22 protein-coding genes, 1 pseudogene and 2 riboswitches are annotated in these 25,835 nt (G+C 61.0%); of the genes and pseudogenes, 7 read left to right on the top strand and 16 right to left on the bottom strand.

The genetic code is table 11. The annotated features are described in order from the left end of the window. Window positions 1-50: 50 nt before the first annotated feature. From AC1PUL_RS00595 to AC1PUL_RS00540, 12 genes are all read right to left on the bottom strand, one after another. Complete coding sequence (locus AC1PUL_RS00595; RefSeq protein WP_480466121.1) at window positions 51-1,604, bottom strand: ABC transporter substrate-binding protein; 1,554 nt, start codon at window positions 1,602-1,604, stop codon at window positions 51-53. A 59-nt stretch (window positions 1,605-1,663) separates the two neighbouring features. Further along, a riboswitch (guanidine-I (ykkC/yxkD leader) is annotated at window positions 1,664-1,771 on the bottom strand. 193 nt (window positions 1,772-1,964) lie between these two features. Beyond that, on the bottom strand, window positions 1,965-2,954 hold the full coding sequence (locus AC1PUL_RS00590) for an ABC transporter permease (RefSeq protein ID WP_480466120.1): 990 nt from the start codon (window positions 2,952-2,954) through the stop codon (window positions 1,965-1,967). Between the two features lie 2 nt (window positions 2,955-2,956). Continuing rightward, window positions 2,957-3,811, bottom strand: coding sequence for an ABC transporter permease (locus tag AC1PUL_RS00585; protein WP_480466119.1), 855 nt, complete (start codon window positions 3,809-3,811; stop codon window positions 2,957-2,959). 11 nt (window positions 3,812-3,822) lie between these two features. After that, a complete protein-coding gene (locus AC1PUL_RS00580; RefSeq protein ID WP_480466118.1) occupies window positions 3,823-5,589 on the bottom strand; it encodes an oligopeptide/dipeptide ABC transporter ATP-binding protein in 1,767 nt (588 codons plus the stop codon). 56 nt (window positions 5,590-5,645) lie between these two features. Beyond that, a riboswitch (guanidine-I (ykkC/yxkD leader) is annotated at window positions 5,646-5,754 on the bottom strand. Window positions 5,755-5,843: 89 nt separating this feature from the next. Continuing rightward, the gene (locus AC1PUL_RS00575; RefSeq protein ID WP_480466117.1) at window positions 5,844-6,827 is read right to left on the bottom strand and encodes a PDR/VanB family oxidoreductase; all 984 of its coding nucleotides are present in this window, start codon (window positions 6,825-6,827) and stop codon (window positions 5,844-5,846) included. A 33-nt stretch (window positions 6,828-6,860) separates the two neighbouring features. After that, window positions 6,861-7,604 (bottom strand): GntR family transcriptional regulator, encoded by a 744-nt coding sequence (locus AC1PUL_RS00570; protein ID WP_480466116.1) that lies wholly within the window; start codon window positions 7,602-7,604, stop codon window positions 6,861-6,863. Between the two features lie 4 nt (window positions 7,605-7,608). Further along, window positions 7,609-8,670, bottom strand: a complete 1,062-nt coding sequence (locus AC1PUL_RS00565; RefSeq protein WP_480466115.1) for an aromatic ring-hydroxylating dioxygenase subunit alpha — start codon at window positions 8,668-8,670, stop codon at window positions 7,609-7,611. A gap of 119 nt (window positions 8,671-8,789) precedes the next feature. After that, entirely contained in the window at window positions 8,790-9,962 is a 1,173-nt protein-coding gene (locus AC1PUL_RS00560; RefSeq protein ID WP_480466114.1) for an FAD-dependent oxidoreductase, read from the bottom strand. Beyond that, complete coding sequence (locus AC1PUL_RS00555; RefSeq protein ID WP_480466113.1) at window positions 9,901-10,572, bottom strand: ATP-binding cassette domain-containing protein; 672 nt, start codon at window positions 10,570-10,572, stop codon at window positions 9,901-9,903. Before AC1PUL_RS00555 ends, AC1PUL_RS00560 begins: the two co-directional genes overlap by 62 nt. Window positions 10,573-10,574: 2 nt before the next feature. Next, window positions 10,575-12,296, bottom strand: coding sequence for an ABC transporter permease (locus AC1PUL_RS00550; RefSeq protein WP_480466112.1), 1,722 nt, complete (start codon window positions 12,294-12,296; stop codon window positions 10,575-10,577). Window positions 12,297-12,302: 6 nt separating this feature from the next. Then, window positions 12,303-13,529: an ABC transporter substrate-binding protein gene (locus AC1PUL_RS00545; protein WP_480466111.1), complete on the bottom strand. Its 1,227-nt coding sequence runs from the start codon at window positions 13,527-13,529 to the stop codon at window positions 12,303-12,305. A gap of 276 nt (window positions 13,530-13,805) precedes the next feature. Beyond that, complete coding sequence (locus tag AC1PUL_RS00540) at window positions 13,806-14,597, bottom strand: TVP38/TMEM64 family protein (RefSeq protein WP_480466110.1); 792 nt, start codon at window positions 14,595-14,597, stop codon at window positions 13,806-13,808. A 139-nt stretch (window positions 14,598-14,736) separates the two neighbouring features. Between AC1PUL_RS00540 and AC1PUL_RS00535 the strand changes: the two genes are divergently transcribed. After that, on the top strand, window positions 14,737-14,943 hold the full coding sequence (locus tag AC1PUL_RS00535; protein WP_480468441.1) for a sigma factor-like helix-turn-helix DNA-binding protein: 207 nt from the start codon (window positions 14,737-14,739) through the stop codon (window positions 14,941-14,943). A 17-nt stretch (window positions 14,944-14,960) separates the two neighbouring features. Here the strand turns inward: AC1PUL_RS00535 and AC1PUL_RS00530 are convergent, their stop codons facing one another. The 3 genes and pseudogenes from AC1PUL_RS00530 to AC1PUL_RS00520 form a co-directional block, all read right to left on the bottom strand. Further along, complete coding sequence (locus AC1PUL_RS00530; protein WP_480466109.1) at window positions 14,961-15,578, bottom strand: CDP-alcohol phosphatidyltransferase family protein; 618 nt, start codon at window positions 15,576-15,578, stop codon at window positions 14,961-14,963. Continuing rightward, a complete protein-coding gene (locus AC1PUL_RS00525; RefSeq protein WP_480466108.1) occupies window positions 15,575-17,086 on the bottom strand; it encodes a dihydrolipoyl dehydrogenase family protein in 1,512 nt (503 codons plus the stop codon). The genes AC1PUL_RS00530 and AC1PUL_RS00525 overlap by 4 nt, the downstream gene beginning before the upstream one ends. A gap of 113 nt (window positions 17,087-17,199) precedes the next feature. Then, window positions 17,200-18,178 (bottom strand): annotated as a pseudogene (locus AC1PUL_RS00520) (LysR family transcriptional regulator). Between the two features lie 186 nt (window positions 18,179-18,364). Between AC1PUL_RS00520 and AC1PUL_RS00515 the strand changes: the two are divergent. The 3 genes from AC1PUL_RS00515 to AC1PUL_RS00505 are packed head-to-tail and all read left to right on the top strand — an operon-like array spanning window position 18,365 to window position 21,302. Then, window positions 18,365-19,321, top strand: a complete 957-nt coding sequence (locus tag AC1PUL_RS00515; protein WP_480466107.1) for a VOC family protein — start codon at window positions 18,365-18,367, stop codon at window positions 19,319-19,321. Between the two features lie 13 nt (window positions 19,322-19,334). Further along, on the top strand, window positions 19,335-19,997 hold the full coding sequence (locus tag AC1PUL_RS00510; RefSeq protein WP_480466106.1) for an alpha/beta hydrolase: 663 nt from the start codon (window positions 19,335-19,337) through the stop codon (window positions 19,995-19,997). Window positions 19,998-20,027: 30 nt separating this feature from the next. Next, complete coding sequence (locus AC1PUL_RS00505; protein ID WP_480466105.1) at window positions 20,028-21,302, top strand: ABC transporter substrate-binding protein; 1,275 nt, start codon at window positions 20,028-20,030, stop codon at window positions 21,300-21,302. A 36-nt stretch (window positions 21,303-21,338) separates the two neighbouring features. On the opposite strand, the gene AC1PUL_RS00500 is transcribed toward AC1PUL_RS00505, so the two are convergent. Then, window positions 21,339-22,289: a LysR family transcriptional regulator gene (locus tag AC1PUL_RS00500; RefSeq protein ID WP_113458611.1), complete on the bottom strand. Its 951-nt coding sequence runs from the start codon at window positions 22,287-22,289 to the stop codon at window positions 21,339-21,341. Window positions 22,290-22,387: 98 nt separating this feature from the next. Between AC1PUL_RS00500 and AC1PUL_RS00495 the strand changes: the two genes are divergently transcribed. The 3 genes from AC1PUL_RS00495 to AC1PUL_RS00485 all read left to right on the top strand — a co-directional run bounded on the left by AC1PUL_RS00495 (window position 22,388) and on the right by AC1PUL_RS00485 (window position 25,654). Then, window positions 22,388-23,260: a dioxygenase family protein gene (locus AC1PUL_RS00495; protein ID WP_480466104.1), complete on the top strand. Its 873-nt coding sequence runs from the start codon at window positions 22,388-22,390 to the stop codon at window positions 23,258-23,260. Next, window positions 23,257-24,312, top strand: coding sequence for a maleylacetate reductase (locus tag AC1PUL_RS00490; RefSeq protein WP_480466103.1), 1,056 nt, complete (start codon window positions 23,257-23,259; stop codon window positions 24,310-24,312). The genes AC1PUL_RS00495 and AC1PUL_RS00490 overlap by 4 nt, the downstream gene beginning before the upstream one ends. A gap of 61 nt (window positions 24,313-24,373) precedes the next feature. Beyond that, the gene (locus tag AC1PUL_RS00485; protein ID WP_480466102.1) at window positions 24,374-25,654 is read left to right on the top strand and encodes an ABC transporter substrate-binding protein; all 1,281 of its coding nucleotides are present in this window, start codon (window positions 24,374-24,376) and stop codon (window positions 25,652-25,654) included. The last annotated feature ends 181 nt before the right edge of the window (window positions 25,655-25,835 follow it).

Genomic DNA, 25,835 nt, shown 5'->3' with positions numbered 1-25,835 from the left:
CCTCCGCAGACGTGGGAGGGTCGACCAGACAAAGGTCGACCCTCTGTTTCTCAATCGACCCAACGAACCGTGCCAAAATCGATATTGCCCGGCGCGAACGCCGCCCTGAGGCTCAGATCCGTCAGGCCCTCGGGATGAACGACAACATCGTCAACCGTCACCAGAGGAATAAACAGTCCCTGATCGAAATAGAGATGTCCGGCTTGCTCGTAGAGGGCGTTGCGTGCCGCAACATCGGTCAGTGCGCCAGCCTGCTGCAGCAAGGCATCGGCCTCGGGCAATCCACGACCGTAGAAATTGATGGGCGCACCGGTCGCAAAGAAAATGCCTGACTGGTTTTCCGGATGCAGCGCATCGGGTGTCAGCTTCGTCAAGTAGATGTCTGGACCGTCCGGATTATCCTTGAGCGCGAACGAGGCGCCTGCAGGCATGATGGTCACGGTCGCCTTGACGCCGATGCCGGCCAGCTGCGCTACGAGAAGGTCACCGACGCGGCCAAGCGCGTTGGCGTCTTCGGTGCTGATACCAATCGTCAGAGTGACTTCGCCCTTGGCAGCCACGGCTGATTTCGCAGCCTCGATGTCTGTTGGGAATGCAATCGGCTTCGTCGGCTCCAGCATCACGTCCGGATAGACCGACTTGGCCACATGGCCATAGGCTCCGAAGGCATCCTTGACCCAGTTTTGTGGGTTGATCGCAGTCAGGACCGCAGTGCGGATCGAGGCGTCATTCAGCGGCCCGGTGGGTTTAACGAATCCCATGATAGAGGAGGTACTCTTGGCGGCTGTAACCTCCAGGCCCGCAGGGAGCACGGCCAGTTGTGCCCAGGGATAATTGGCGGGAACGGCATCGGTCTCCTCAACCTGAAGGCTCAGCAACTGCTGGCCGATATCGGGCACAAGCGGCAGCTCAATGGCCGAAAAGAAGGGGGCCGTGCCATGGTAGCCATCGAAACGCTGCAGTTCATAGCCCTGTCCCCGCTCGAACCTCGTAAGCGTGAAGGGGCCTGTTCCCGCTGCATTTGTGTCGAGCCAAGTCCCGGCTGCCTTTCCGCCCCCATTGTCAGCCAGGGCTTTGGGGCTGATCACTTTCGGACCCCACGGGCTGGCGAGACTGTCGAGCAGCGAGGGCTGAGGGACGCCGAGCGTGAGGACGACCGTCTTTTCATCAGGTGCTGCAATATCCTTCAGGTTCCAGAGGAAGTAGCTGAGAATGAGTTCGCTATCGCGACGGCGTTCAAACGAGGCCTTCACCGCAGCCGCGTTGAAGGGAGTACCATCGTGAAAGGTGGCGCCTTCGATGAGATTGAAGGTGTAAGTCAGCCCGTCTTCGGAAATCGTCCAGTCCCGAGCAAGCAATCCGCGGATCTCGGCACCACCAGGCACATATTCGACGAGACCTTCGTAGACATTATTGATCACGGACAGGCCATCCATTTCGAAGGCATTGTCGGGATCAAAGGAATCGATATCCGTGGCCAGCGGAATGCGCAGGATCTCCTCTGCCCTGCTCTCTTTCGCGGTGGGCAAAAGAACAGCCAGGATCGATGCCGTAAGAGCGATCCGAGCAAGATTGGAGGCAAATGACTTTACTATGGAAGACATTACAAAACTCCCTGTTGAAGGGATTGACGACCATCGTCGCCAATCCCTTGGCTTACGAGGTCTCCCGGGCTTTTGTCCCGCCGTGCATCCGACCAACTGTCTCGTTGGCCGGTGGCGGCTCTCGGACCAGACACGCCTGAAGCGCCGGAACCCTAGCCACCAGTCTCAACTCCGAGTTTAGCAAGAGACATGCCAATCGTTGGCTCGCTAATGTATGTTTTGTCGCCATCCGTTTCCCCGTCACAGGCTCTTGCCCACGGCGACCGACCGCCTCTTTGTCGTTCGACGTGATCGCAAATTGGGCACAAATGCAGAAAATAACATCAATTTAGGCTCCTCTTATGTTTCCGAGCCTCTGAACTAAAGAGTGATCCGCGGGTCCGCAGCAGACTGAAGGATCTCGATCGCCATCATCCAGACGATGTAGAAGGTGCCGAACACCATCGCCACCCCGAGAACCGCGGGCAGATCCGAGGTCGCAAAGGACTGCACCGTGTAAAGACCAAGTCCCGGCCAGGAAAAGATGCGCTCCACGATCAGCAAATTGCCGTAGATCAGGCCGACCTGGAGCCCGAGCATCGTCAACGGTGCGGAGGCTGCATTGCGCAGACCATGGCGCAGGAAAATCCGACTTTCGCTGAGCCCCTTTCCCCGGGCCGTGCGTATGTAAGGCTGGCGCATCACATCGACCAGCGATGAATTGAGCGCTCGACCGACGGCAATCGCAATCGGGATCGCCAGGGTGAAAGCCGGCAAGGCGAGATGCCAGAGCGCATTGAGAGACACTTCCGGACGCCCAAGCAAAATCCCGTCGAGCACGAAGAAACCGGTTGGACCGGAAAAGCGGCGGATATCGAGACGACCATTGCCCGGGAACCAGTCCAGCTGGAACCAGAACAGATAGGTGAGCAGCAGTGCGGTCAGGAAGATCGGCAGCGAGCCGGCAGCCAGCATGCCGAGCCTCACCATGCCAGACCTCTTGAAGGTCGCTTGCACATAGGCGAGCAGGAAGGCCATCGCGACACCCAAAAACAGTGCTGCAAAGATCAGCTCAAGCGACGCCGGCCCATATTTCAGCACATCTTCGGTGATCGGCTGACGGGTGCGGATGGAAGTGCCGAGATCACCCTTAAGCAGCCGACCGACAAAATCAGCATACTGCACCAGCAGGGGCTGATCGAGCCCGAGCGTCGTCCGCAGCTGCGCCACCGTCTCGGCCGGAGCCGAGGGACCGGCCAGGGCGCGTGCAGGATCAGCCGGGATAATGGCCTGCAGGCAGAAGATCGTAAAACTCATCACAGCCAGCACAATCGCCAGACCACAAAGGCGCTTCGTGAGGTAGACAAACATGTTCAGCTCCCTCGCAACGCCGACCGCAGGCCATCGCCGGCGAGGTTTGAAGACATTGACATGATGAAGATGACCAGCGCCGGAAGGATCGGAAGCCACCAATGGGTGGTGAGGCTGTCGATGGACCGGGCGGTCATCGCGCCCAGTTCCGGCGCTGGGGCCGGCAGCCCCAGGCCCAGAAACGAGATGACCGACAGGGTCAGGATAATGTTGGCGACATCGAGCGTCGCAGACACCGCAAGGGCCGGAAAGGCTCCGGGCAGCAGATACCGGAACATCAGCCGAGGTCCGCTGACGCCCGAAAGCATAGCCGCTTCGACATGGGCGCGAGACCGGATGCGACGCACCTCGTCGCGTGCCAGCCGCGCATACCAGGGCCACCAGAAAATCGTAATGGCGATCATGGTGTTCACGAGCCCCGGACCGAGGGCCGCCACCACCGCCAGCGCAATCAACGTCGAGGGCAAAACGATGAAGAGTTCTATGATACGCTGGAACAGCAGATCGACCCAACCGCCGACCATACCGGCGAAGACACCGACCACGGTCCCGATCAGCAAGGCGATTGCGATGATTAAGAGACCAGGGAGCCAAGTGTAGCGGATACCCAGGATCACCCGCGAAAAGAGATCACGACCGATTTCGTCCGTGCCGAACCAATAGAGTGTATCCGGCGAACGATAGGCTTCGGCGACGCGCAACATCGGATCATGGGGCGCAAGCAGCGGGCCAAACACCGCAATCAGCGTAATCAAGGCCACACCAAGCAGCCCAATCCGTTCGACGCGGCCCATCCTGGCAAGCAAGCTCCATAGCTTGAACGAAGCATGTTTGGAGGTCGAGGCGGATGAAAACATGTCGATCTCGCTCAAATCACGATGCGCGGCACTGCGCCGACAAGGGTCTTGGTATAGGGCGCCTGGGGGGTGGTGATGATCTGCTCGGGCTCACCGATTTCGACAAGACGCCCCTTTTCGAGAACCGCGATGCGATCGGCAATCAGGCGCGCGGCTGCAAGATCATGCGTGACGAAGAGCATGCCCATTCCCATGCTGCGGCGAAGACTGCCGAGAAGGTTCAGTGTCTGGGCTGCCAGCGAGACATCCATGGCGCTGATGGGTTCGTCACACAGCAGGAGACGCGGCGGCTCGACAATGGCCCGGGCCACCGTGACACGTTGGCACTGACCACCGGACAATTCGCTGGGCAGAGCCGAGGCGAGCGCGGGATCGACACCTACAAGCTTCAATGCTTCATCCACCCGCCATTGCCGCTCCACATGAGAAAGGCCCTGATTGCGCAGGCGGTCGCCAATCTGCTCACCCACCGACAGCCAGGGGGTCAGCGCGGCGACAGCATCCTGAAAAACAACCTGGGGAGAGCGATCGTCCAACCAGATCACTGAGCCCGCGTCCGGCTTGACGAGCCCTGAGGCGATCCGGAGCAGCGTTGATTTCCCGGATCCGCTCTCCCCAACGAGAGCGACACATTCCCCCTCCCGGATCTGCAGGTCTATCCCCGCCAGGACCTGCGTTTGCTGGCCCATGCCGAAGACGCCTCGTTTCGAGGCAAAACTCTTCTCGATGCCGCACAATTCAAGTGCATAGCGCGAACCAGACCGCCCCTCTGGCCAGGCCGGTGCGCTGCGCACCTGCTGAAGAAGATCGGGCACCTTGTCCGGCCTTAGGCAGGCAACCAGCCTACGGTTTTCCTGATGCTCAAGTCTTGGACGCGTCTGCGCACAGTCAGGTTCCGCCAATGGACAACGGAGGACGTAGCCACAATGAGGACCCGTTGGCGGCATGCCAACCGCTTCCGTTGCCAGAGCCTTCAGTTGTCGATCACGCGGCGTCCCGAGATCAAAACGCGCTGACAGAAGACCGGCCGAATAGGGATGTGCGGGTGCCGCTATCAAATCCCGCGTATCGCCCACTTCCACCACGCGTCCACCGAAGAGAACCAGAATACGATCAGCCAGTTCAGCGGCAACGGCCAGATCGTGAGTGATGAAGAGGATTGCCGTATTGTTGTCTCGCGCCATGTCCTTCAGCAGAGTGAGGATCTGTGCCTGCACGGTGACATCAAGAGCGGTGGTCGGTTCATCAGCGATGAGCAGGCGCGGTTGCGCAGCCATGCTCATGGCGATCAGTACTCTCTGACGCTGCCCGCCCGAAAGACGATGGGGCAGATCAGCGGCTATTCGTTCGGCATCGCGCAAACCGGTGCGCGTGAGCCATTCGAGAATAGCCTCAGCGGACAATCCGGTTTCCCGCAGCTGCTGCCCGATGGTCATGGTGGGATTGAGCGCACCCATCGGATCCTGCGGCACCGAGCGCACCAGCTGACGCCGGATCTCCCGCATTTCGGTCGGACTGGCGCCAATGATTTCGCGGCCGACGAGACGGACGCTGCCGGACAATTCAGGTCGAGCTTCGGCCGGAAGCAATCCCTGTAAGGTCAAGCCGATCGTCGATTTGCCCGACCCGCTCTCGCCCACCAAGGCGATGACTTCACCTGCAGCCACATCCAGATCAATGCCATCCAGGACAGTCTTCGTCTGCCGATCACGGCTCAAACGAACCTGCAGGGCGCGAATGGAAAGAATGGGTTCAGAAGAACCGATCGATGACGACATGTATCCCTCACTGAGGGACGGCGACACTCGCGCATGCCAATCCCTTGGCTTACGAGGTCTCCCGGGCTTTTGTCCCGCCGTGCGCCTGACGGGATTTCTCTCCCTGTCAGCGGCAGCTCTCGGACCAGACACGCATAAAGCGCCGGAACCCTAGCCGCCAACTCGTCACCAGCTTAGCAAGCATCATGCCAACGCGAAATCGCAATACGTCGATTTTACCATATTGTCGCGACGTAAACAGCAATCGACATCCGTCAGGCGCGCAGCGCCTCCTGCCGATAACCGGTGTCGATGGTGATTGTGCCTCCCACGGCGCGCGAGACGCAGGCGCACATCTTCTCACCCTCGTGCCGTTCTTCCGGGGAGAAGAAAACGTCGCGGTGATCGATGGGCGTGGACGCATCAACGATGCTGACCGCGCAAAGCCCACATTCGCCCCGGCGACAGTCATAAACCATATCGATCCCGGCCTCCATCAGCGCGTCCAGCAAGGTCTGGTCGGCGCGCACCTCGACGGTTCGGCCGTAATTGGGAACCGCGACCGAGAAAGGCTGCTCCGCGAAACGCCCGCTGTCACCGAAAACCTCGAAACGCAACCGGCTCATCGACCGACCGCTCTCGCGCCAGGTGTTGCGTGCTGCTTCAAGAAGTCCATGCGGCCCGCAGATATAGGCCTCCCCATCCACCGGCAGAGCTGCAAACTCCGCTGCAAGGTCGAAGGCCTGACCATCATCCTGGATGAAGGTTTGCAGACCATCGCCGAGCAAGGCCCGAAGCTCATCGACGAAGGCCATCTGCACTCGGCTCTTGGCGCCATAGATCAGCCGCACCGAATGCCCGCGCGCCACCAGCGCCTTCGCCATCCCGTAGATCGGCGTGATCCCGATGCCGCCGGCAATCAACAGATAGCGCGAGGCGCGCCAGGACAGCTCGAAACGGTTCTCCGGCTCGGTCATCTCCGTCAGATCACCAACGGCCATGTTCCAGACGAAAGCCGATCCACCCCTGCTGTTGGGATGCAGCTTGACCGCGATCTTCAACGTACCGGGCGCACTTGGCAGCACCGTATAGGTGCGGATCGCCGGCTCGCCGCGAATGATGACCTTGATGTTGGTATGCGACCCGGGATCAAACATCTGCCGCAGGCCTTCGACCGCGAAGGTCACTGCCCGGACATCCTCTGCCGGAGTTTCAATTGATGTGACGCGCGCAGGGCGCCATTCCAGCTTGGAACGCATGAAGTCCTCCCAGATATCTTATTAATGACCCGATCAGCCCGCCATGAGGGCAAGCGCCAGGACTTTCCGGCGCAAATCGGGCTGCTCCTCCAGCACGAAGTCGAGGTTCTGCCGAGCGAGCCGCGCATGCTCCCGCGCCAGCGCCTCGGCCCGCGCACCCTCGCGCAACTCGATTGCGGAAATGATCGCCTTATGCTGCGCCTGCGCGACGACCAGTGACCTGTAAAAGGCAGGCACATCGGACTCGGTGTTGACGAAGGCATTTGGGCTGGCAAATGGCAGGCTGGTCATGCGCTCGATCTCCCGTCGCAAGAGATCGCTGCCGGCGAGATCCCAGAGCAGGCGATGGAACATGCCATTCAGAGCTTCGTACCGCTCGAAGTCCATGGCGGACGGTTCAGCCGCAAGCACCGTATCGAGATCAGCGACAACGTCACGAATGGCGCTCATCCGTTCGGGCGTTGTCGCACGCTCAGCAGCCAGACGCGCAGCAGTGCCTTCCAGCACGCCCCGGAGCTCGATGGCGTCGATCACCTCCTGCCGGCTGAAGGAACGCACGGCGTAGCCGCCCGAGGGGATGAGGGCGACAAGGCCCTCCTGCTCAAGCCGCTGCAGAGCTGCCCGAAGTGGGGTGCGCGAGACCGACAGGCGCTCGGCGAGAGCAACCTCTGACAAGCGTTCCCCGGGCTGAACCTCACCTGCCAGGATCAGATCTCGGAGCCCAGAGAGCGCCTTTGCCGTCTGCTGTTTGGGAGCGTGTTCGCTGTCAGCCGTCATGCCATCACTCCGCAGCCACCGCATGCGGCCCGGCCTGCGGCTTCAGTTCGGCATCGATCATCCGATCAATCAGCTTGCGCGCCCACATCGATCCGGCGTCAATGTTGAGATTGTAGAACTGGTGATCGGGATTGGCATCAATCGCCCGCTGCTGGGCCTCCAGAACCTCTTCGTCCTCCCGGAAGACGCCGGCGACACCTTCGCGCAACTCGTGTGTGCGTGCCTGATTTCCAAGGTCGTAGTTCCGAGCGAAGGCCCAGAAATAGAGACAGGTCTTGTCCGTCGATGGGGTGATCGTATTGAGCACATAGCCGTTGACGCCCTTCGAGCGGTCACCTTGCTTTGCACCTGTACCTGCTTCAGCAACACCAACATCGATCGTCACGGTGCAAGGCGCCTCGAAGCGGATGATCTGCCAACGATCGACCTTGCCCGGCCGGCCATACTGCTTGCGCCAGAACGGCGGCGGGTCGATGTCTTCCATCCAGCGGGTGATGTATGCGAATCGATCCGAATGGCTGGCTTCGAACGGCGCCTCGGCGACCGCGCGATTTCCGATCGACGAGCCATGCACGAAAGTCTCGTGCGTCAGGTCCATCAGATTATCGACAACGAGGCGATAATCGCACTTCACCTCGATAAGCTTGCCGTCCGCCGCCCAGTTCGGATCCTGGTTCCAATGCATGTCGGGAATGAGTGCCGGATCGGCAAGTGCCGGATCGCCCGGCCAGATCCAGATGAAGCGATGCTTTTCGGCAATCGGATAAGACTTGACGCAAGCCGACGGATTGATGGTGTCTTGCGACGGCATGTATACACAGCGCCCGGTTTCGTCGAATTCGAGACCGTGATAGCCGCAGATGACATTGTCACCTTCGAGCCGCCCCAGCGACAGCGGCACGAGCCTGTGCCAACAGGCATCGGCAAGCGCTACGGGCGTGCCATTTTCCTTGCGATACAGGACAACTGGCTTGTTACAGATCGTCCGCGGCAGCAAAGCCCGCTTCAATTCGACATCGTAAGCCGCAGCATACCAGGCGTTCAACGGGAAAGTGGGTTTGGACATGACAGCTCCTCCTGATCGGGACAACAAAGCCACATTGTATACAGGATGTCAATCACGACCAGAAAATTGGAGCGACAGGACCGGGTTCCGTCTCATCCATACCGTCGCAGGGCTCATGGCTATGAAAGGGTATTTGTCCGGTAACGCTCCATGAAGCGCCGATCGATCCGGTCCTTCCATCGGGCAACCCAGCGGCCTGATACGGCAAGGCCCCATTTGTCGGCGATGGCACGCCCGTCCGGCAAGGATATCAGGGCCAGCCAGGATCGCTGCGGGCGGTAGGCCAGAAGTGGCTCTCCCTGCAAGCTGCGCCGAATATTCTCCGCCAGGATGGGCCCCTGGCGAACAGCGAAGACGCCGGCCTTTGGGCGCGGGTCAGCCAGCGAAGCGACATCTCCAGCTGCAAAAACATCGGGATGCGACAGAGAACGCAATCTCTCATCGACCCGAATGAAACCTGCCTCATCGAGCAATAAACCGCTCTCACGCAGAAAGCCTTGAGAGCCACTCGAGGTCGTCCAGATGACCTCGTCGGCGCCGAGCCGCCGGCCGTCACGAGCAACCAACGCGCCGTCGACCAATCCGACGACGTCGAAGCCGCCATGATGCTCGATGCCTGCCAGCCTCATCTGCCGCCGTATCAGCCTTCGGGCCAGGACGCTTCGCTCACGCAAGGGCTCGATGGATCGGCCAACAAGTGCAATCTGGACAGCACTACCGGCAAATCGCTGTCTCAAGGCAAAGGCGACCTCGACCCCGGCCACGCCCTGCCCGACAACCACAAGCCTCAGGGGGCGACCATCCTCAACCAGGCGATCAAGACGTTCAAGACGATCGGTAAAGCTGGCGATCGGCTTGACAGAAATGCCACCGGTTACCCCGGATGGCAGTGAGGGCGTTGACCCGATATCGATCGAAAGCTGCCGATAGGAAAGGTCTGATCCATCTGCGAGCCGCACCACCCGACGATCGGGATCGATGTGCGTCGCCGCAGTTTCCTGAAAGGCGACACCAAAGCGGGCGCAGAGCGCGGCAAGATCGATATGAAAGTCATGAAAGCCGTACACCCCGGCGATGTATCCCGGCAGCATGCCGGAGTAAGGGGCATATCTGCCGGGAGAAACCAGCGTGATCCTGGCACCGAGCTGCAGCAGCCCCAACCGCCGGATCACTTCAACATGCGTATGGCCACCGCCGAGGAGCAGAATATCGCTTGTGGGTTTGCCGCCATCAACCATCGTCAGGATCCTCTCCGCCGAGCCGATGCACGGCGCCGCCTGCGGCCTCTGCATCCGCCTCGTCATGTGTCACGAGGATCACCGGGAGGCCAGCACTGCGGGCGCGTGCAAAGACGAGCGCACGCATCTGGCTCCGAAGCGCCATATCTAGCTTTGAAAAGGGCTCGTCGAGAAGCAGCAGCCGAGGTTGGGACACGAGAACACGGGCAAGCGCCACGCGGGCCTTCTGACCGCCCGAAAGCGTCGCAGGATCGCGATCTTCGAAACCGGGAAGTTCCATCTCCTTCAGGATCTCGGCAGCCATCCGTCTTCTGAGCTTTCGATCGGAAATCTCTGCGGGAATTGCAAAGGCGATATTCGAGCCGACAGACATATGCGGAAATAGCAGCGGATCCTGGAACAGAACACCTGCTCTTCGCTGCTCTGGAGGTAGTGCCAGAAGGTCGACGCCATCAACCGAAACGGTCCCCTGGGCGCGAAAGGCGGGATCCAGAAAGCCGCCGATAAAGGACAAGAGTGTCGATTTCCCCGAACCGGAAGGGCCCATCACCGTGAAAATGGACCCCGGCGGGACGGTCGCTGTCACCGAGATCAGGGGGCTTTCGCCAAGGCTGATGATGATGTTTCCGAGGTAAAGGCCCCTCGCGGCTTGGAACGGCACCATCGTCAGACCCTCATCTCAAGGCGGTTGCGATGAAGGACTGCCGGCAAGAGCGCCGCCAGCGCAAAGGCGACAAAGGGCAAGATGGTCTGCAGCAGGGCGTAGACTCCTATGACGCGACGATTGTTGCCGGAGGCGAGCGCAACAGCCTCGGTGGTGATGGTCGCCAGTCGCCCCTCACCAATCAGAAGCGTCGGCAAATACTGGCCGACCGAGACGGCAAAGCCTACGGCAAGAGCGGTAAGAATTGGCCGGATCAGCATCGGCAACCGGATCGAGAGGAGAACCGAGATCCGTGACCGTCCAAGCGCGGTGGCAATAATCTCGTAGCGGCGATCCATGGCGCGCCAAGGGTCCGCCAGAGACAGAAAAACATAAGGCAGCACAAACACCAAGTGAACCAGGATGAGGGCCATGAGCCTGTATCGACTGCCGCTGCCAATGAACAGGAGTTGCAGACCGAAGACAAAGGCGATCTGAGGCACCATGAGCGGCAGATAAAGAAACAGCAGGCTTCGGTCGCCACCATTTCGCCCGGTCTGGATCTCCCGCTCCAGACAGCCGATGCACAGAGCCACTGCAATCAGGGTCGATGCGACGCCGATCACAAGCGTCGTGACCAGAGGATCGATAATCCGCGGCATCGCTGACATCCAGCTCCGCAATGTGAAGTCCTGCGGCAGCAGATCCGGAAACTGCCAGAGACCGGCAAATGACCAGACTGCCAGAATGACAAGCCCGGCAAACACACTGGCTGCAATGATGCCCACTGCGACGACCGACAAGAGACGAACGAGGCGATCGCGCACAAAACGATGCCCCCGCTCGCACAAAAGCCGTAGCAGCACGGAGCCCGATCTTTCCAGACCGAACCAGATCAACAGCGCCGCAAGCGTTACCGCAAGCTGCAGCACGGCACCCGCCGAGGCGAGGAAGCGCACCGAAAGGTCAGGATCATTCATCCACTGCACCAGCCGGGTGGCAAGCGTGCCTGGCAGATTTGGTCCGAGTATGACCGCGACATCCACGACAGAGGAGGAGTAGGCGATAACGGCATAGACGGCAAAACGGATTTGCCGATAGAGCGCCGGCCAGAGCAGATAGACAAAGCCCGCGATCCGCCCATAGCCGAAAGAGGCAGCGAGACGACGGGCGGCATGAAGATCAACCTGCGGCAACGCGGCCAACAGGACCAGAAACAGGAACGGCGTTTCCTTGATCACGAGACCCGCAATCATGGCCAGCCCCCAGGGATCATGCGGGATCAGGACATCCGGCGGCCGATCAATCCCGAACACTGGCGCAACCAGCCGGATGAGGAAGCCGGAGGGTGCGAGGAGAAAGGCAAGACCGAACGCAGCAGCGGCATGGGGAACCGCAAGCAGCGGCGACAGGAGATGCTGGATCCGCGCGAGAACGGAGGTTCCTGCGAAACCAGCGATGAAGACGAGCACGATGACAAGGGAGAGAGCCGTCGCGGCAAGGCCAGTGGCCAGGCTGAGCAGCGCTGCAGTAAAAAGCCCCGGCATCGCAAAAAGAGCGTGGAAAGGGTCAAGGCTGAGCCCCAGACCTCCAAGCGCCGGCAGATAACCGAAGGCCGGCAGAACGGTGCCAAGAATGCCGAAGGTGATTGGCAGCAACAATAGGCCAAGAGTGAGGAAGACCGCGCTTCGAGAAAAAAGCGCGGTCGCTCGGTCAGCCAGACTGGAGGAATTCGCGGAACGCATTACGCCTCAATTGCCGCTGGCATAACGCCTGCGCCATTCAACTTCGATGCGCTCCATCCAGCTGGCATGCGGCTCGGCAATCACGGGTCCGAGCTGATCGGGCGGAAGCGTGGCGGCTCCGAGATCGAGCGCGGCGAAGGCTGCCCGATCGGCTTCCGCCAGCTTTGTCATCGAAAGAACGGTGGGGTCTCCCCAATAGGTCGGGTCCTGCTTGCGCAGCTGTGCTTCAGGCGAAATCAGAAAATTCGCTGTCAGAAGTGCACCCTCTTTCGCATTGGCATTGTAGGGTATCGCCACGAAATGTGTGTTGCCAAGAGTGCCACCGGAGAAGGTGAAGGAACGGACCGTGTCCGGCAGCTCTCCGGCCTTGATGCCCGCCGAGGCCTCTGAAGGGTTGAAGGCGAAGATGATGTCGAGTTCGCCATCTGCCAGCTTCTGCTTCATGTCCGGATAGTTCTGCGGGAACGCCTTGCCCTGTCGCCAGGCGACCGGGTGCAACTGGTCGAGATAGGCAAACAGCGGCTCCACATCGCGCTCGAATGTCGCTTCGTCGACCGGCTTTGCGAGTTTCGCGGGATCAGCGATGACCTCACTGAGGACCTGCTTGAGGAACGACGAGCCAATGAAATCCAGAGGCGCCGGATAGGAGAAACGCCCCGGATTCTTCTTGGCCCAGTCGAGTAACTGCGCCGCATTATCAGGCAGGGCCGCAGCGTCAGTGCGGGCGCTGTCGTAGAAAAACACCATCTTCGCCCCACCCCAGGGACTTTCCAGCCCGTCCGTAGGCTCCGTGAAGTCCGTCAGGATGGTCGGCTGGTTTTCGAAGTCCACATAGCGCCAGTTCGGCAGGGCGGTCGCCCAGCCCGGGCTGAGCAGCAGATCCTGCTGCTTCATCGACACGAAGTTCTCGCCGTTAATCCAGATCAGATCGACGGAACCGCCCTCGTCCTTGCCGGCTGCTTTCTCGGCGATCACCTTAGCGACGGCGCTTGCCGTATCATCGAGCTTCACCTGCACGACGGTCACGCCGTAGCGCGACTGCATCTCGGCGCCAACCCATTCGAGATAGGCGTTGATGTTCTCCGATCCGCCCCACGCGTTGAAATAGACCGTCTGGCCAGAAGCGGCCTTCTCGATTGCCGCCCAATCGGCAAGATTGGGACCGACAGCCTTCGCCGGAACACTTGCGGCAACCATGAGGCTTGCAGCGAAAATTCCTGTCATCAATCGCATGATTTGCGCTTCTCCCTTGAATCGACGGTGATGAACTCAGTGATGTGGTTTGCTTTGTCTAGGCTACGCTTTCGAGCGCAAATGGATTTCACCATGGACTTGCATACTTGGATTGGCTTGTGACGAAAGCGGCGAGAATTTCATCGTGAGGCGAGACGTCCTCTTCGCCTCCGGCTTTCTCAGTGAGCTGAACTGTGATCCGCATTTGCTCGATGAAGGCCCGGTATCCCCGACGCATCGCTCACTCCCTTTCCAGCCGGTTGCCTTGAGCGGTCATCATTGAGGACCGCGCTTTCGGAACTGCCGGACGACAGTGGGGATCAGCGCCACAAGCGCCAGTGCGAAGAAGGCAAGCGTGATCTCAGGGGTCACGAGATCGGAAATCCTGGCCTCCTGGCCGCTCTCCTGTGCGGCAACGAGCACACTATCGACCCCCTGCCCGAGATAGGCATAGGCGAATGTACCCGGCAGGATGCCGAAGAAGGTGGCCGCAATGAAGCGACCGAGGCTTATGTCGAAGAGAGCGGCCGCGATATTGACCACGAAGAAAGGAAAAACCGGCGCCAGACGGATGACGAAAAGGTAGCCGAAGGCATTTTCGCGGAAGCCGTCCGCGAGTTTCTTCACGACGCCATCGACGCGATGCCGCAGAAATCCACCAAAGGCCGAGCGGGTCGCAAGAAACAGGATAGACGCCCCGATCGTGGCGCCGACGGCAACCAGGGCACCGCCGATCATCCAGCCGAATAGAAAGCCGCCAAAGATGGTCAAGACCGACGCTGCGGGAAAGGAGAAAGCGACAGCCGCAATGTAGACGCCAAGGAAAAGCATCGCCGACCACAAGGCGTTGCTATCCACATAGGCCCTGAGAGCCTGTCTTTGTTCAGCGAGAAAGCCGAGGCTGAGATAGTCCTGAAAACCCAGGGCATATCCAAGACCGAGGCCGGCCAAAACGACAAGCACCGGCGCAAATCGCAAAACCGGGTTGCGGCGCGGTACGGCTGCGGCATCGGCACCATTCGAATCCGATAAAGAAACGCCCGGACGTGAAGACTTACGATCAATCATAAATACCTCCGGGCACGTGATGAGTCGCACCGTGAGACCCAAGGGTGGCAAGCGACCGATATTGCATGGTCACTATGGCTTGAAGGGGTAGAATGCGGCTGGACTTTATAGGCGATTGTTTCGCGAATGACCGCCGGGCATAGGCAGGGAGCGGCGTATCGCAGAGGTGATCGAGACTGTGCCGCCGGCGCAAAGTGCGGTCCTGATCCTTCGGGGCCAGCAAGAGCTTGATCCAGCAGAGGTCTGCGCCCTGTTCAACGTCGTCGAAGGCCATAGGCGCATGCTCCTGCATCGGGCTCGACTGACCATTCGCAACACACTCTACCGTTTGCATGAGGTCAATTGAACCGGCGGATTGGGCGATCATCGCGTCTCCTTTGAGAAGGCGACCCATCCCTGGCGCCAGCGAATGACGGTCGTGAGCCCGCACAGCGCAGCAAAACCATAGGCAATGACCGGGAAACTACCAGGCAAAAGACACATGGCAACGAAAACAGCGATGGTCTCGAAGCCTTCGGCTAGACCACCGGCATAGTATATGCCCTTGGTCGGAAATTCCGGCGCCTGGCGCCCGAGCTTTGCGGCAACCGCTGAGAAGGCGAGGAAAGAGGACCCGGTACCGACGAAGGAGACGATCAGAACTGCAGCCGGCAGGGCGTTTTCGGCCGGATAGGCGATCGCGAATCCAAGCGGGATCAGCGCATAAAAGACCATGTCGAAGGCGATATCGAGATAGGCACCGCGATCCGTTGGTCCCTGGATCCGGGCCACGGCACCATCGAGACCGTCAAGCGCCCGATTGAGCAGGATCAGCAGAAGTGCCGCCAGAAAGGATCCGAAGCAGAGCGCCACGAAGGCGAAGAGCCCGGCGAAAAAGCCGACAATGCTGATCTGGTCCGCCCGAACCCCGCGATGCGCCAGAAAGGCCGCAACGGGCTGCAGTACCGCCTTTTGCAGTGGCAAAAGCTTGGCATCGATCATCCACGCCTCCAGGTCTGGAAGCGTTCAAGCAACGACAGCATGAAACCATTGATATGGGCGCGCCGCCACTGCCCGGCCACCATCTTGTTGGCCTCTGCCAGCGTCGGATAGATGTGGATCGTGCCGAGGATCTTTCCGAGCCCATGGCCATGCTTCATGGCGAAGACGAACTCGGCAAGCAGATCGCCCGCATGCTCGCCAACGATCGTGGCGCCTAGGATCCTGTCCTTGCCAGGCACGGTCAGCACCTTGACGAAGCCATGCGCCGAGCTGTCGGCAATCGCCCGGTCCAGATCGTCGATGCCGAAGCGCGTAACCTCGTGCGGGATCTTCTTCTCCTTCGCCTCGGCCTCCGACAATCCGACACGAGCGACTTCGGGATCGGTGAAGGTCGCCCAGGGGATGACTGAATAATCGGCCTTGAAGCGCTTGAGATCGCCGAACAGCGCATTGATCGCCGCGAACCAGGCCTGATGCCCGGCGACATGGGTGAACTGATAGGGCCCCGCCACATCACCGGCGGCGAGTATGTTGGGAACGATCGTCTGCAGATAATCGTTGGTCTCGACGACCCGATCGACCTTGATGCCGAGTTCTTCCAGCCCGAACCCCTTGAGCCGCGGCGCCCGCCCGACGGCGACGATGATCTCGTCGAAACCGATGCGGCGAACCGCGCCGTTATGCTCGACCTCGATCCACTTGCCGCCGGCATCCGTTCCGCAGGCCACGGCCTTGTGCCGGGTCAGGACATTCACCCCGTCACCCTTCAGCGACGCCTCGACCAAGGCGGCGGCATCCTCGTCCTCGCGCATCATCAAACGCGGCGCCATCTCGATCTGCGTGACTTCTGACCCGAGCCGGGCAAAACTCTGCGCGAGCTCACAGCCGATCGGCCCGCCACCGAGAACCACGAGCCGCTGAGGCACGGACGATCGATCCCGAAGACGTTCCCAGAGGGTATCCGAAGTAAGATAGCCGATCTCGGCCAAACCCGGAATCGGTGGAACGAAGGGTTGCGCCCCGGTCGCGATGATGATCGCCCGCGTCGTCAGCCGCTGCATGCCGCCGTCGTTGAGCGCGATCTCGACCGTCCAGGGATCGATCAACCTCGCATAGCCCTCAAGCACCTCAACGCCGAGCCCCGTATAGCGCTCGACACTGTCATGCGGTTCGATCTCCGCGATCACCTTGTGGATCCGCTCCATGACGGCAGAGAATGGAACTTTTGGCTCGACCGCCTCGAGGCCATAGTGATCGGCATGACGCATCTGATGTGCCACCTTGGCACTTTTGATCAGAGCCTTGGATGGAACGCAGCCGAAGTTGAGGCAGTCGCCGCCCATCTTGTGCGCCTCGACCAGCGTCACCTTCGCCTTGGCGGCAGCCGCGATATAGGCGGATACGAGCCCGGCAGATCCGGCGCCGATAACGATCAGGTTGCGATCGAAGCGCCGCGGCTTCGTCCATTGCGCACCCGTCGTTTCAGGCCTTTGGTCTTTGCTGCTCATTCATCGTCCCGCTGATTCGATAGGGTTTCATGGATTAGACGGCTCAGACTGCGTTTCATTACAGTCTCCAGAACATTTTTTTGCGGGGCACCGAGGATGGGAGCGACAGTCGATCAGCGATCCCGCTCCGGAAGGAAGGGCCCCTCGCCCCAGACAATCGATCGCTCGTGCCGCTCGATGACCTTCTTGAGATCCGTAAACTCCCGAACGATGTGATCCTGAAACTTGCGGCAGGCCGGGTTGGGATAGGTCTTGCGTTTGGTGATGATGCCGAGCGTCCTCTCCGGCTGCGGGATATCGACGGGCACAATCGAGATCTTGTTCTCGCCCTTGAAGGAAAAGACGACCGAATGTGGCAGGATCGCCAGCGCATCGGTCGAGGCAATGTAGTTCACGACCGACAGCAACGAGCCGCCGGAATAACGCACCTGGAAGCTCGCTGATCCCGAGCGTGATCAGGATATTGTGCAGGTCGAGAACCAGCGGCGAACCGGGAAGCGGCGCCACCCAAGGATAGGTCATGATGTCTTCGATGCTGAGCCGCCGTTTTCTCAGCAAGGGGTGCCCCACCGAACACGTCAACACATTGCGCCCCGGCAGGATCGGCTGGAACTCGAAATCGCTCTTCAGGTCCGTGCTGCCGATCGGTGTGATCGCCATATCGATCTGGCTGGAGTCGAGTTCTGTCAGCAGATCCGGCAGATTTCCATAGGACTGTTCGACCAGGATATCGCGTTCACGAACCTGGAAGCTGGCGATCATCTGCGAGATCACGGCGTCCATGAAGAAGGGAACCCCGCCCACCTTGATGCGACCGGCCGTACCCGACTGGAAGCTTCGGACGATTTCGACCGCCTTGCGGGAGGCTGCGAGGATCGAACGTCCCTGGATCGCGAGCTGCTGGCCGAGCGGCGTCAGTTGCAGTGGCCGCTTGCCTGCGATGAAGAGGGGCTCGCCAACGCGACGCTCCAGCATCGAAAGCGTGCGCGAAACCGCCGGCTGCGTCATGCCAAGCAGCGCAGCGCCTTCGGTCACGCCGCCGGTTTCGGCAACCGCCGCAAGCTGGACCAGATGGCGCTCATCGATCTTCATAGCAATCTGCTATATCGAACATAAGCAATTTTATCAACAGACGGCGCGTGCCGCTCTATAGTCAGCACATTGGGAGGATCCGATCGGGCTGAGGCATGACGGGTGTGGCGTCCATCGCCACAGGAGGCCCCGTGCGTTCGAGATCGGCTCCATGCCTGCCCGCGCAGCATCTGGAGGAAGATAAGAATGTCGTTCATCTCGGGTTACCATCACCTCACGCTGAGCACCGACGGTGCTCAGGAGGACTATGATTTTTACACCAAGACGCTTGGGCTCCATTCCATCAAGCGCACTGTGCTCTTCGACGGCACGATCCCGGTCTACCATCTCTATTACGGCGCCAAGAACGGCGACCCTTCGACCATCGTCACCACCTTCCCCTTCAAGAAGCCCGGCATTTACGGCAAGCGTGGCACCAACCAGTCGAAGATCATCCAGCTCGCAATCCCGGTCGGCTCCGCCGACTTCTGGATCGACAGGCTGAACGCGCGCGGCATTCCCGCAACCAAGACCAGCCGCTTCGGCATCACCCGCGTGGCGCTCGCTCACCCCTGCGGCATCGACCACGAACTGGTCGAGAGCCCGGCCGACACCCGAACGCCCATCACGAGCGAGGCAAATGGCGTAGGCGCCGCTCACGGCATCCGTGGCATCTATGGCGCGGCCGTCGCGGTCTTCGACCGCACATCGATGGACGACTTCCTGACGATCGGCATGGGCATGAAGAAAGAGGCCGACAGCGACGAAGGGCTGATGTTCTCGGTGCCGAACAATGGCGGCCCCGCGAGCATGGTCGAGGTCCTGCACCAGCCAACCGGACCGCAAGGGACCTGGACACTGTCGGGCGGCACCATTCACCACCTCGCGCTCAACACTGGCAATGAAGAGAACCAGCTAAAGCTCAAGGCTCATATTGAAGGTCTCGGCTTTACCGACGTCTCCGACCAGAAGGACCGCAACTATTTCAAGTCCTGCTATGTTCGCTCGCCGGGCGGTGCGCTCTTCGAGATCGCGTGGTCGGTTGAGGGAGGATGGGCATTGGACGAGCCAGCCGACGCCATCGGCACCACGCTGGTCTTCCCGCCATGGTTCGAGGATCGCCGCGAGGAACTGATCGCCGGTCTGGAACCCGCCAACTTCTGATCCGGAGGCGATCATGGCCATTCACGGCGAGCCGCTGACCGCGGGCTCAGCTCCGGCGCAGGCTGATGTGCTCTGCGTATTCATCCACGGGCGAACCCAATCGCCCGAGGACATGATTGAGCAGGTCGTCGGGCGGCTTGCCGTACCGGGCGTCTCCTTCTGCCTGCCGCGGGCAACCGGCAACACATGGTACGCGTCTCGTGCCACGGATGCACTGACCGAGACCACCCGAGGCGAACTGAAAGCATCTCTCGACTATCTCGATGGGCTGGTGGGAGCCCTGCGACAGGCTGGCGGCCGAGAAAAGCCGTTGCTCATCGGCGGCTTCAGCCAGGGCGCCTGCCTGTCGCTTGAATATGCCATGGCTTTTGGTCCCTGGAACGGTGCCATGGTCAATCTCACCGGCTGCCGCGTCGGCCAGGCGCAGGATGAGCGCTCGACGCGCGATCTCGACGGCATGCCCGTCTATCTCACCGGCTCCGATCAGGATCCCTGGATCCCGGTCTCCGCCTTTGCCGAAGCCTCGGAAGCGCTTGGGAGGGCGCGAGCGAGGCTTCGCTGCGAATTGTTTCCGGGCCGCACACATCAGGCCTCGGACATGGAAGTCAAAGCGCTCGAAGCCATGCTTCGGGATCTAGCGGAGGGCAGTCGACCATTTCGCCGCGTCGCGGCCTAGTTTTGAACGAACAACTGGGAGGAGGACAGCATGATTACGCGCAGAAAACTGCTGAAGGCAGGGGCCGCCACCGGTCTCGCCTATGGTTTCGGGGGCCTTGCCGCACCGGCGATCGCCCAAGGAGCTAAGATCAAGCTCGGCTATGTCAGCCCGCAGACCGGGCCGCTGGCAAGCTTCGGCGAGAGTGACGCCTACAACATCGCGTCCTTTCTTGCGACCGAGGCGGGCAAGAACTTTGAGATCATCGTCAAGGACAGCCAGTCGAACCCGAACCGGGCAGCGGATGTGGCGAAGGAGCTCATCCTCTCCGACGAGATCAACCTGATGCTCGTCGCCTCGACCCCGGAAAACACCAATCCGGTCGCCACCACCTGCGAGGCCGAAGGCATTCCCTGCATCTCCACCAAGGCGCCTTGGCAGCCCTGGTTCATTGGCCAGCAGGGCAATCCCGGCGATCCAGCAAGCTGGAAACCGTTCGACTTCGCTTACCATTACTTCTGGGGCCTGGAAGACGTCATCGCGGTCTTCACCAACATGTGGGCCCAGCTCGACACGAACAAGAAAGTCGGCGGCCTCTTCCCCAATGATGCCGATGGCAATGCCTGGGGTGATCCGAATGTCGGCCTGAAACCGGGCCTTGCCCAGGCCGGCTTCGATCTGCTCGACCCCGGTCGCTACCAGAACCTGACCGACGACTTTACCGCCCAGGTGAATGCCTTCAAGGACGGCCAATGCGACATCATCACCGGTGTCGTCATTCCGCCGGACTTCACCACCTTCTGGAACCAGGCCAAGCAGCAGGGCTTCAATCCGAAGGCGGTTACCGTCGCCAAGGCGATCCTCTTCCCGCAATCGGTCGAGACTCTGGGCCCGGTCGGCCACAACCTCTCCTCTGAAGTCTGGTGGTCGGCGCAGCATCCGTTCAAGTCATCGCTGACGGGCCAGAGCGCCGGCGAACTTGCCGCCGACTTCACCGCCAAGACCGGTCGCCCCTGGACACAGCCGATCGGCTTCATCCACTCGCTCTTCGAGATGGCAACCAATGTCATGGGTCGCGTCGACGACGTGACGGATGCCGAAGCTGTGGCTGCCGCGATCGCCTCCTCCAACGTCGACACGATCGTCGGTCGCGTTGAGTGGAACGGCCAGGGTGTGCCGCCCTTTGCGGCGAAAAACGTCACCAAGACGCCGCTGGTCGGCGGTCAGTGGCGGCGCAAGGACGATGGCACCTTCGACCTCATCATCGTCGACAACAAGACGGCACCGAACATCCCGACCGCCGGCAAGATGGAAGCGCTGGCCTGAGGACACGACCTAGGCGGGCCCGCTCGAGCGGGCCCGTCAGCTTCCCCAGACGACCGCCTCTTCATGACGCTTGATCAGGTGGCGCAGGTTTTCGAAGCTCGACCGCACGAAGGATGAAAACTGCTCGACCGCCGGAGACCGCGGCGCATCAACACGCCTGAGGATCGCCAGCGCACGCTCCGGATGCGGAATGTTGATCGGCAGCGCCGTGATCGTCTTTTCCTTGCGCTGTGCAAAGACCACGCTATGCGGCATCACGGTCAGCGCATCGGCACCCTTCAGATAATTGACGACGCTCGCCAGCGACCCGCCGGAATAGCGGATGCGGATTTCCGTTGCACCGAAGGAGAGGAGCAGTGCTCTGAGGTCGGCCAACAGAGGACTGCCCGGCGGCGGCGCCACCCAGGAATAGTCGAGGAGATGGGACGGCTGCACACGGCGTTTCAATAGGAGCGGATGGGTTACGCGGCAGGCAATGACGTTACGACCCGGAAGGATCTGCTGGAAGGCAAGTCCCGAGCCCTCGTCGAGAATGTCGATCGGGCAGATCGCCAGATCGATCTGATCGGCTTTAAGCGCCGCGCGTAGGTCCGGGAAATAGCCATAGGATTGGTCGATCCGCACATCAGGATGAGTCGCCTGGAACTCGGCGCACATGCCGGCAATCAGCGAATCCATGAAGAACGGACTGCCGCCGACACGCACCACGCCGCTCTTGCCGACCCGGAAGCTTTCCATCAGGTCGGAGGCCTTGCGCGACGCCGCGAGCATGGCAAGCCCATGTTCGGCCAGCGCAATCCCGAGCGGCGTGGGTTGCAGCGGGCGCCGACCCTTGATGAAAAGCGGTTCGCCGACACGCTTTTCCAGCATCGAAAGGGTGCGCGATACCGCCGGCTGCGCGAGCCCCAGGAGGGCAGCACCTTCGGTCACGCCACCTGTTTTGACCACGGCAGCCAGCTGGATGAGATGTCGCTCGTCGAACTTCATAACGGATTGTTATATTGTCTCCGAAACAAATCATCAATCATGCATCTGAGCCCTGATAGCTTCCTCTCGACCAGTAATGCGGATTTGGGAGGAGATGCATGTCGCGGGCCGCAGACCTCATCGCCTTCGACGAAGCGACGTCCAAGGACGCCTTCACAAGCCGCTTCGGCACTACAGATGATGCAACCGCGCGCCTGCTCTCTGCCGTGGTCTGCCATGTCCACGATCTCATCAAGGAATTCCGCCCGACACCGGAGCAATGGCGCAAGGTTCTCGACTTTCTGACCGAAGTCGGCCACGCCTCGGACGAGCGCCGCCAGGAATGGGTGCTGTTCTCCGATCTCGTTGGCGCCTCCGCGCTTGTTGAAGAGATCAATTCCCGCCGCCCGTCCGGCGCCACGCCCAATACCATCCGCGGCCCGTTCTTCCGGACTGATACCCCGGAGCGCACGCTGGGAAGCTCGATCTCGCTCGACGGCGAAGGCGACCCGCTGCTGGTCGAGGGCCGGGTCGAGGATCTGGACGGCCTGCCGGTCACCACGGCCGAGATCATCACCTGGCAGGCGAACGCGGAAGGTTACTACGAAAACCAGCAGCCGGATCTACAGCCGGAATTTAATCTGCGAGGCCTGTTCCGCCCCGATCAGGACGGCAAGTTCCACTATCGCACGGTCCGTCCGGCCGGATACGGCGTTCCCGGTGACGGGCCGGTCGGACGGCTCTTCGCCCAGGCGGGCTATCCGCTGCACCGTCCCGCGCATCTGCATTTCGTCGTGCGCGCACCGGGTTTCGAGACGATCACCACACATATCTACGACGCGGAGGATCCGAGGCTCGGCGAAGATGCGCTGTTCGGCGTCCGACCGGAACTGGTGCATCCCTTCGAGCACACGGTGATCGACGGAAAACCCGCCTCGCGCATCAGCATCAGGTTCGTCATGGTCCGCGCACGACCCGGGAGGGGCAAATGAAGAGCTTCACCTATGCCGGCAGCCCGGCCAAAATCCTCTTCGGCTCCGGCTGCAGCGCAGAGGTCAATAGCGCCGTCGAATCCCTCGGCTGCCGCCGTGCGCTGGTCCTCTCGACACCCCACCAGAAGGCGGATGCCGAAGCCCTGTCCGATCGGCTCGGAGCCCTCTCCGTTGGCATCTTCTCCGGCGCAGTCATGCACACGCCCGTTGATGTGACGGAGACTGCACTGAAGGTCGTCAAGCAAACAGAAGCCGACTGTGTCGTCTCACTCGGCGGCGGCTCCACCACGGGGCTTGGCAAGGCGATTGCCTATCGCACCGATCTGCCGCAGGTTGTCATTCCTACGACCTATGCCGGCTCAGAAGTCACCCCGATCCTTGGCCAGACCGAGGGCGGTCGCAAGACCACCGTCCGGCACGCCAGCATCCTGCCGGAAGTGGTCATCTACGATCCGGACCTGACCCTCGGCCTACCCATCGGCATGAGCGTCACGAGTGGCCTCAACGCCATGGCCCATGCGGTCGAGGGCCTCTATGCCCAGGATCGCAACCCGGTTTCGACGCTGATGGCGCTCGACGGATTACGCGCCTTCAGGGATAGCCTTCCGGTTCTGGTGAAGAGCCCTCATGACCCAGATGCGCGGGCAGAAGCGCTCTATGGCGCCTGGCTGTGCGGCACCGTGCTTGGCACCGTCGGCATGGCGCTGCACCACAAGATCTGCCACACGCTGGGCGGCTCGTTCGACACGCCGCATGCCGAAACACACGCGGTCATGCTGCCGCATACGGCCGCCTTCAACGCCGAGGCGGCGCAAGCGGAACTTGCGGCAGCCGCCCAACTCTTCGGCGGCTCGATCGGCGGCGGTCTCTGGGACTTTGCCAAGTCGATCGGCGCGCCGTTGTCGCTTCGGGATTTCGGGCTTGATGAAGCCGATCTCGATCGTGCTGCCGATATCGCCACGGAAAATCCCTACTGGAACCCGCGTCCGATCGACCGTGCGTCGATCCGCACACTTCTGCAACAGGCCTGGGAGGGCGTCAGGCCCGACTAACCGAGACGACATTTCGCGCGCTGCGCGCTCTTTGGGAGGAGAGATGATGATGGGAGGAAACATGTTCACGCGACGCAAATTCCTGCAGACGACGGCAGCCGGCGGCGCCGTGCTGGCGACCTCGGGCCTTGCGGCCCCGGCGATTGCGCAGTCAGCGGCGGTCAAGCTTGGCTATGTCAGCCCGCAGACCGGGCCACTTGCTGCCTTCGGTGAGGCCGACAAGTTCGTCATCGACAGCTTCCTCGCCACGACGAAGAAGATGGGCCTGAACTACGAAGTTATCGTCAAAGACAGCCAGTCCAATCCGAACCGCGCTGCCGAAGTCGCCAAGGAACTGATCGTAGACGATGAGATCAACCTGATGCTCGTCTCCTCGACCCCGGAAACCACCAATCCGGTCTCCACCACCTGCGAAGCCGAGCAGATCCCCTGCCTGTCGACGGTTGCCCCCTGGCAGCCCTGGTTTATCGGCCAGCAGGGCAATCCCGGCGACCCCGCCAGCTGGAAGCCCTTCAACTACGCCTACCACTTCTTCTGGGGGCTTGAGGACATCATCGCCGTCTTCACCGGCATGTGGGGCCAGGTCGAGACCAACAAGAAGGTTGGCGGTCTTTTCCCAAACGACGGCGACGGCAATGCCTGGGGCGACAAGGTCGTCGGCTTCCCGCCGGTGCTCGAAAAGCTCGGCTATGGCCTGACCGATACCGGCCGCTACCAGAACCTGACGGACGATTTCTCCGCCCAGATCAACGCCTTCAAGCAGGCCGAGACCGAGATCCTGACCGGCGTGATGATCCCGCCAGACCTCACGACCTTCTGGAACCAGGCCAAGCAGCAGGGCCTCAAACCCAAGATCGCCTCGATCGGCAAGGCGCTGCTCTTCCCGCAGACCGTGGAAGCTCTTGGTGATGCCGGCCACAACCTCTCGACCGAAGTCTGGTGGACGCCGTCTCATCCCTTCAAGTCATCGCTGACAGGCGAGACGGCTGCCGACGTTGCGACCGCTTTCACCGCAGCGACCGGCCGCCCATGGACACAGCCGATCGGCTTTGCCCATGCGCTGTTCGAACTGGCGGTCGACGTCATGAAGCGTGCGGAAGACGTGACGGATGGCGATGCCGTGGCCAAGGCAATCGGCGAGACCAAGCTCGACACGCTGGTCGGCCCGATCGCCTGGAACAACGCCAACCTGCCGCCCTTCGCCCAGAAGAATGTCGCCAAGACCCCGCTCGTCGGTGGCCAGTGGCGGCTGAAATCCGGTGGCGGTTACGATCTGGTCGTCGTCGAGAACGGCCAGGCACCGAACATCCCGCTCGGCGGCAAGATGGAGGCGTTGGGCTGATTGCAGCAGACTGATTTTGGTCTGCCGTGGATACCCCCCTCTGGTCTGCCGACCATCTCCCCCTCAAGGGGGGAGATCACCGGGAGGCTGGACCTTCGCCATGCCAACAGACGTCGAGACCGGCGGACCTCGAGAAGAAAAGAAGTCGGTGCGGCGATCCAATCTCCCCCCTTGAGGGGGA

Source organism: Rhizobium sp. P43 (genome assembly GCF_056730705.1).
Note: the sequence above shows the minus strand (reverse complement) of the source record. Positions and strands in the feature narration are given on the sequence as shown.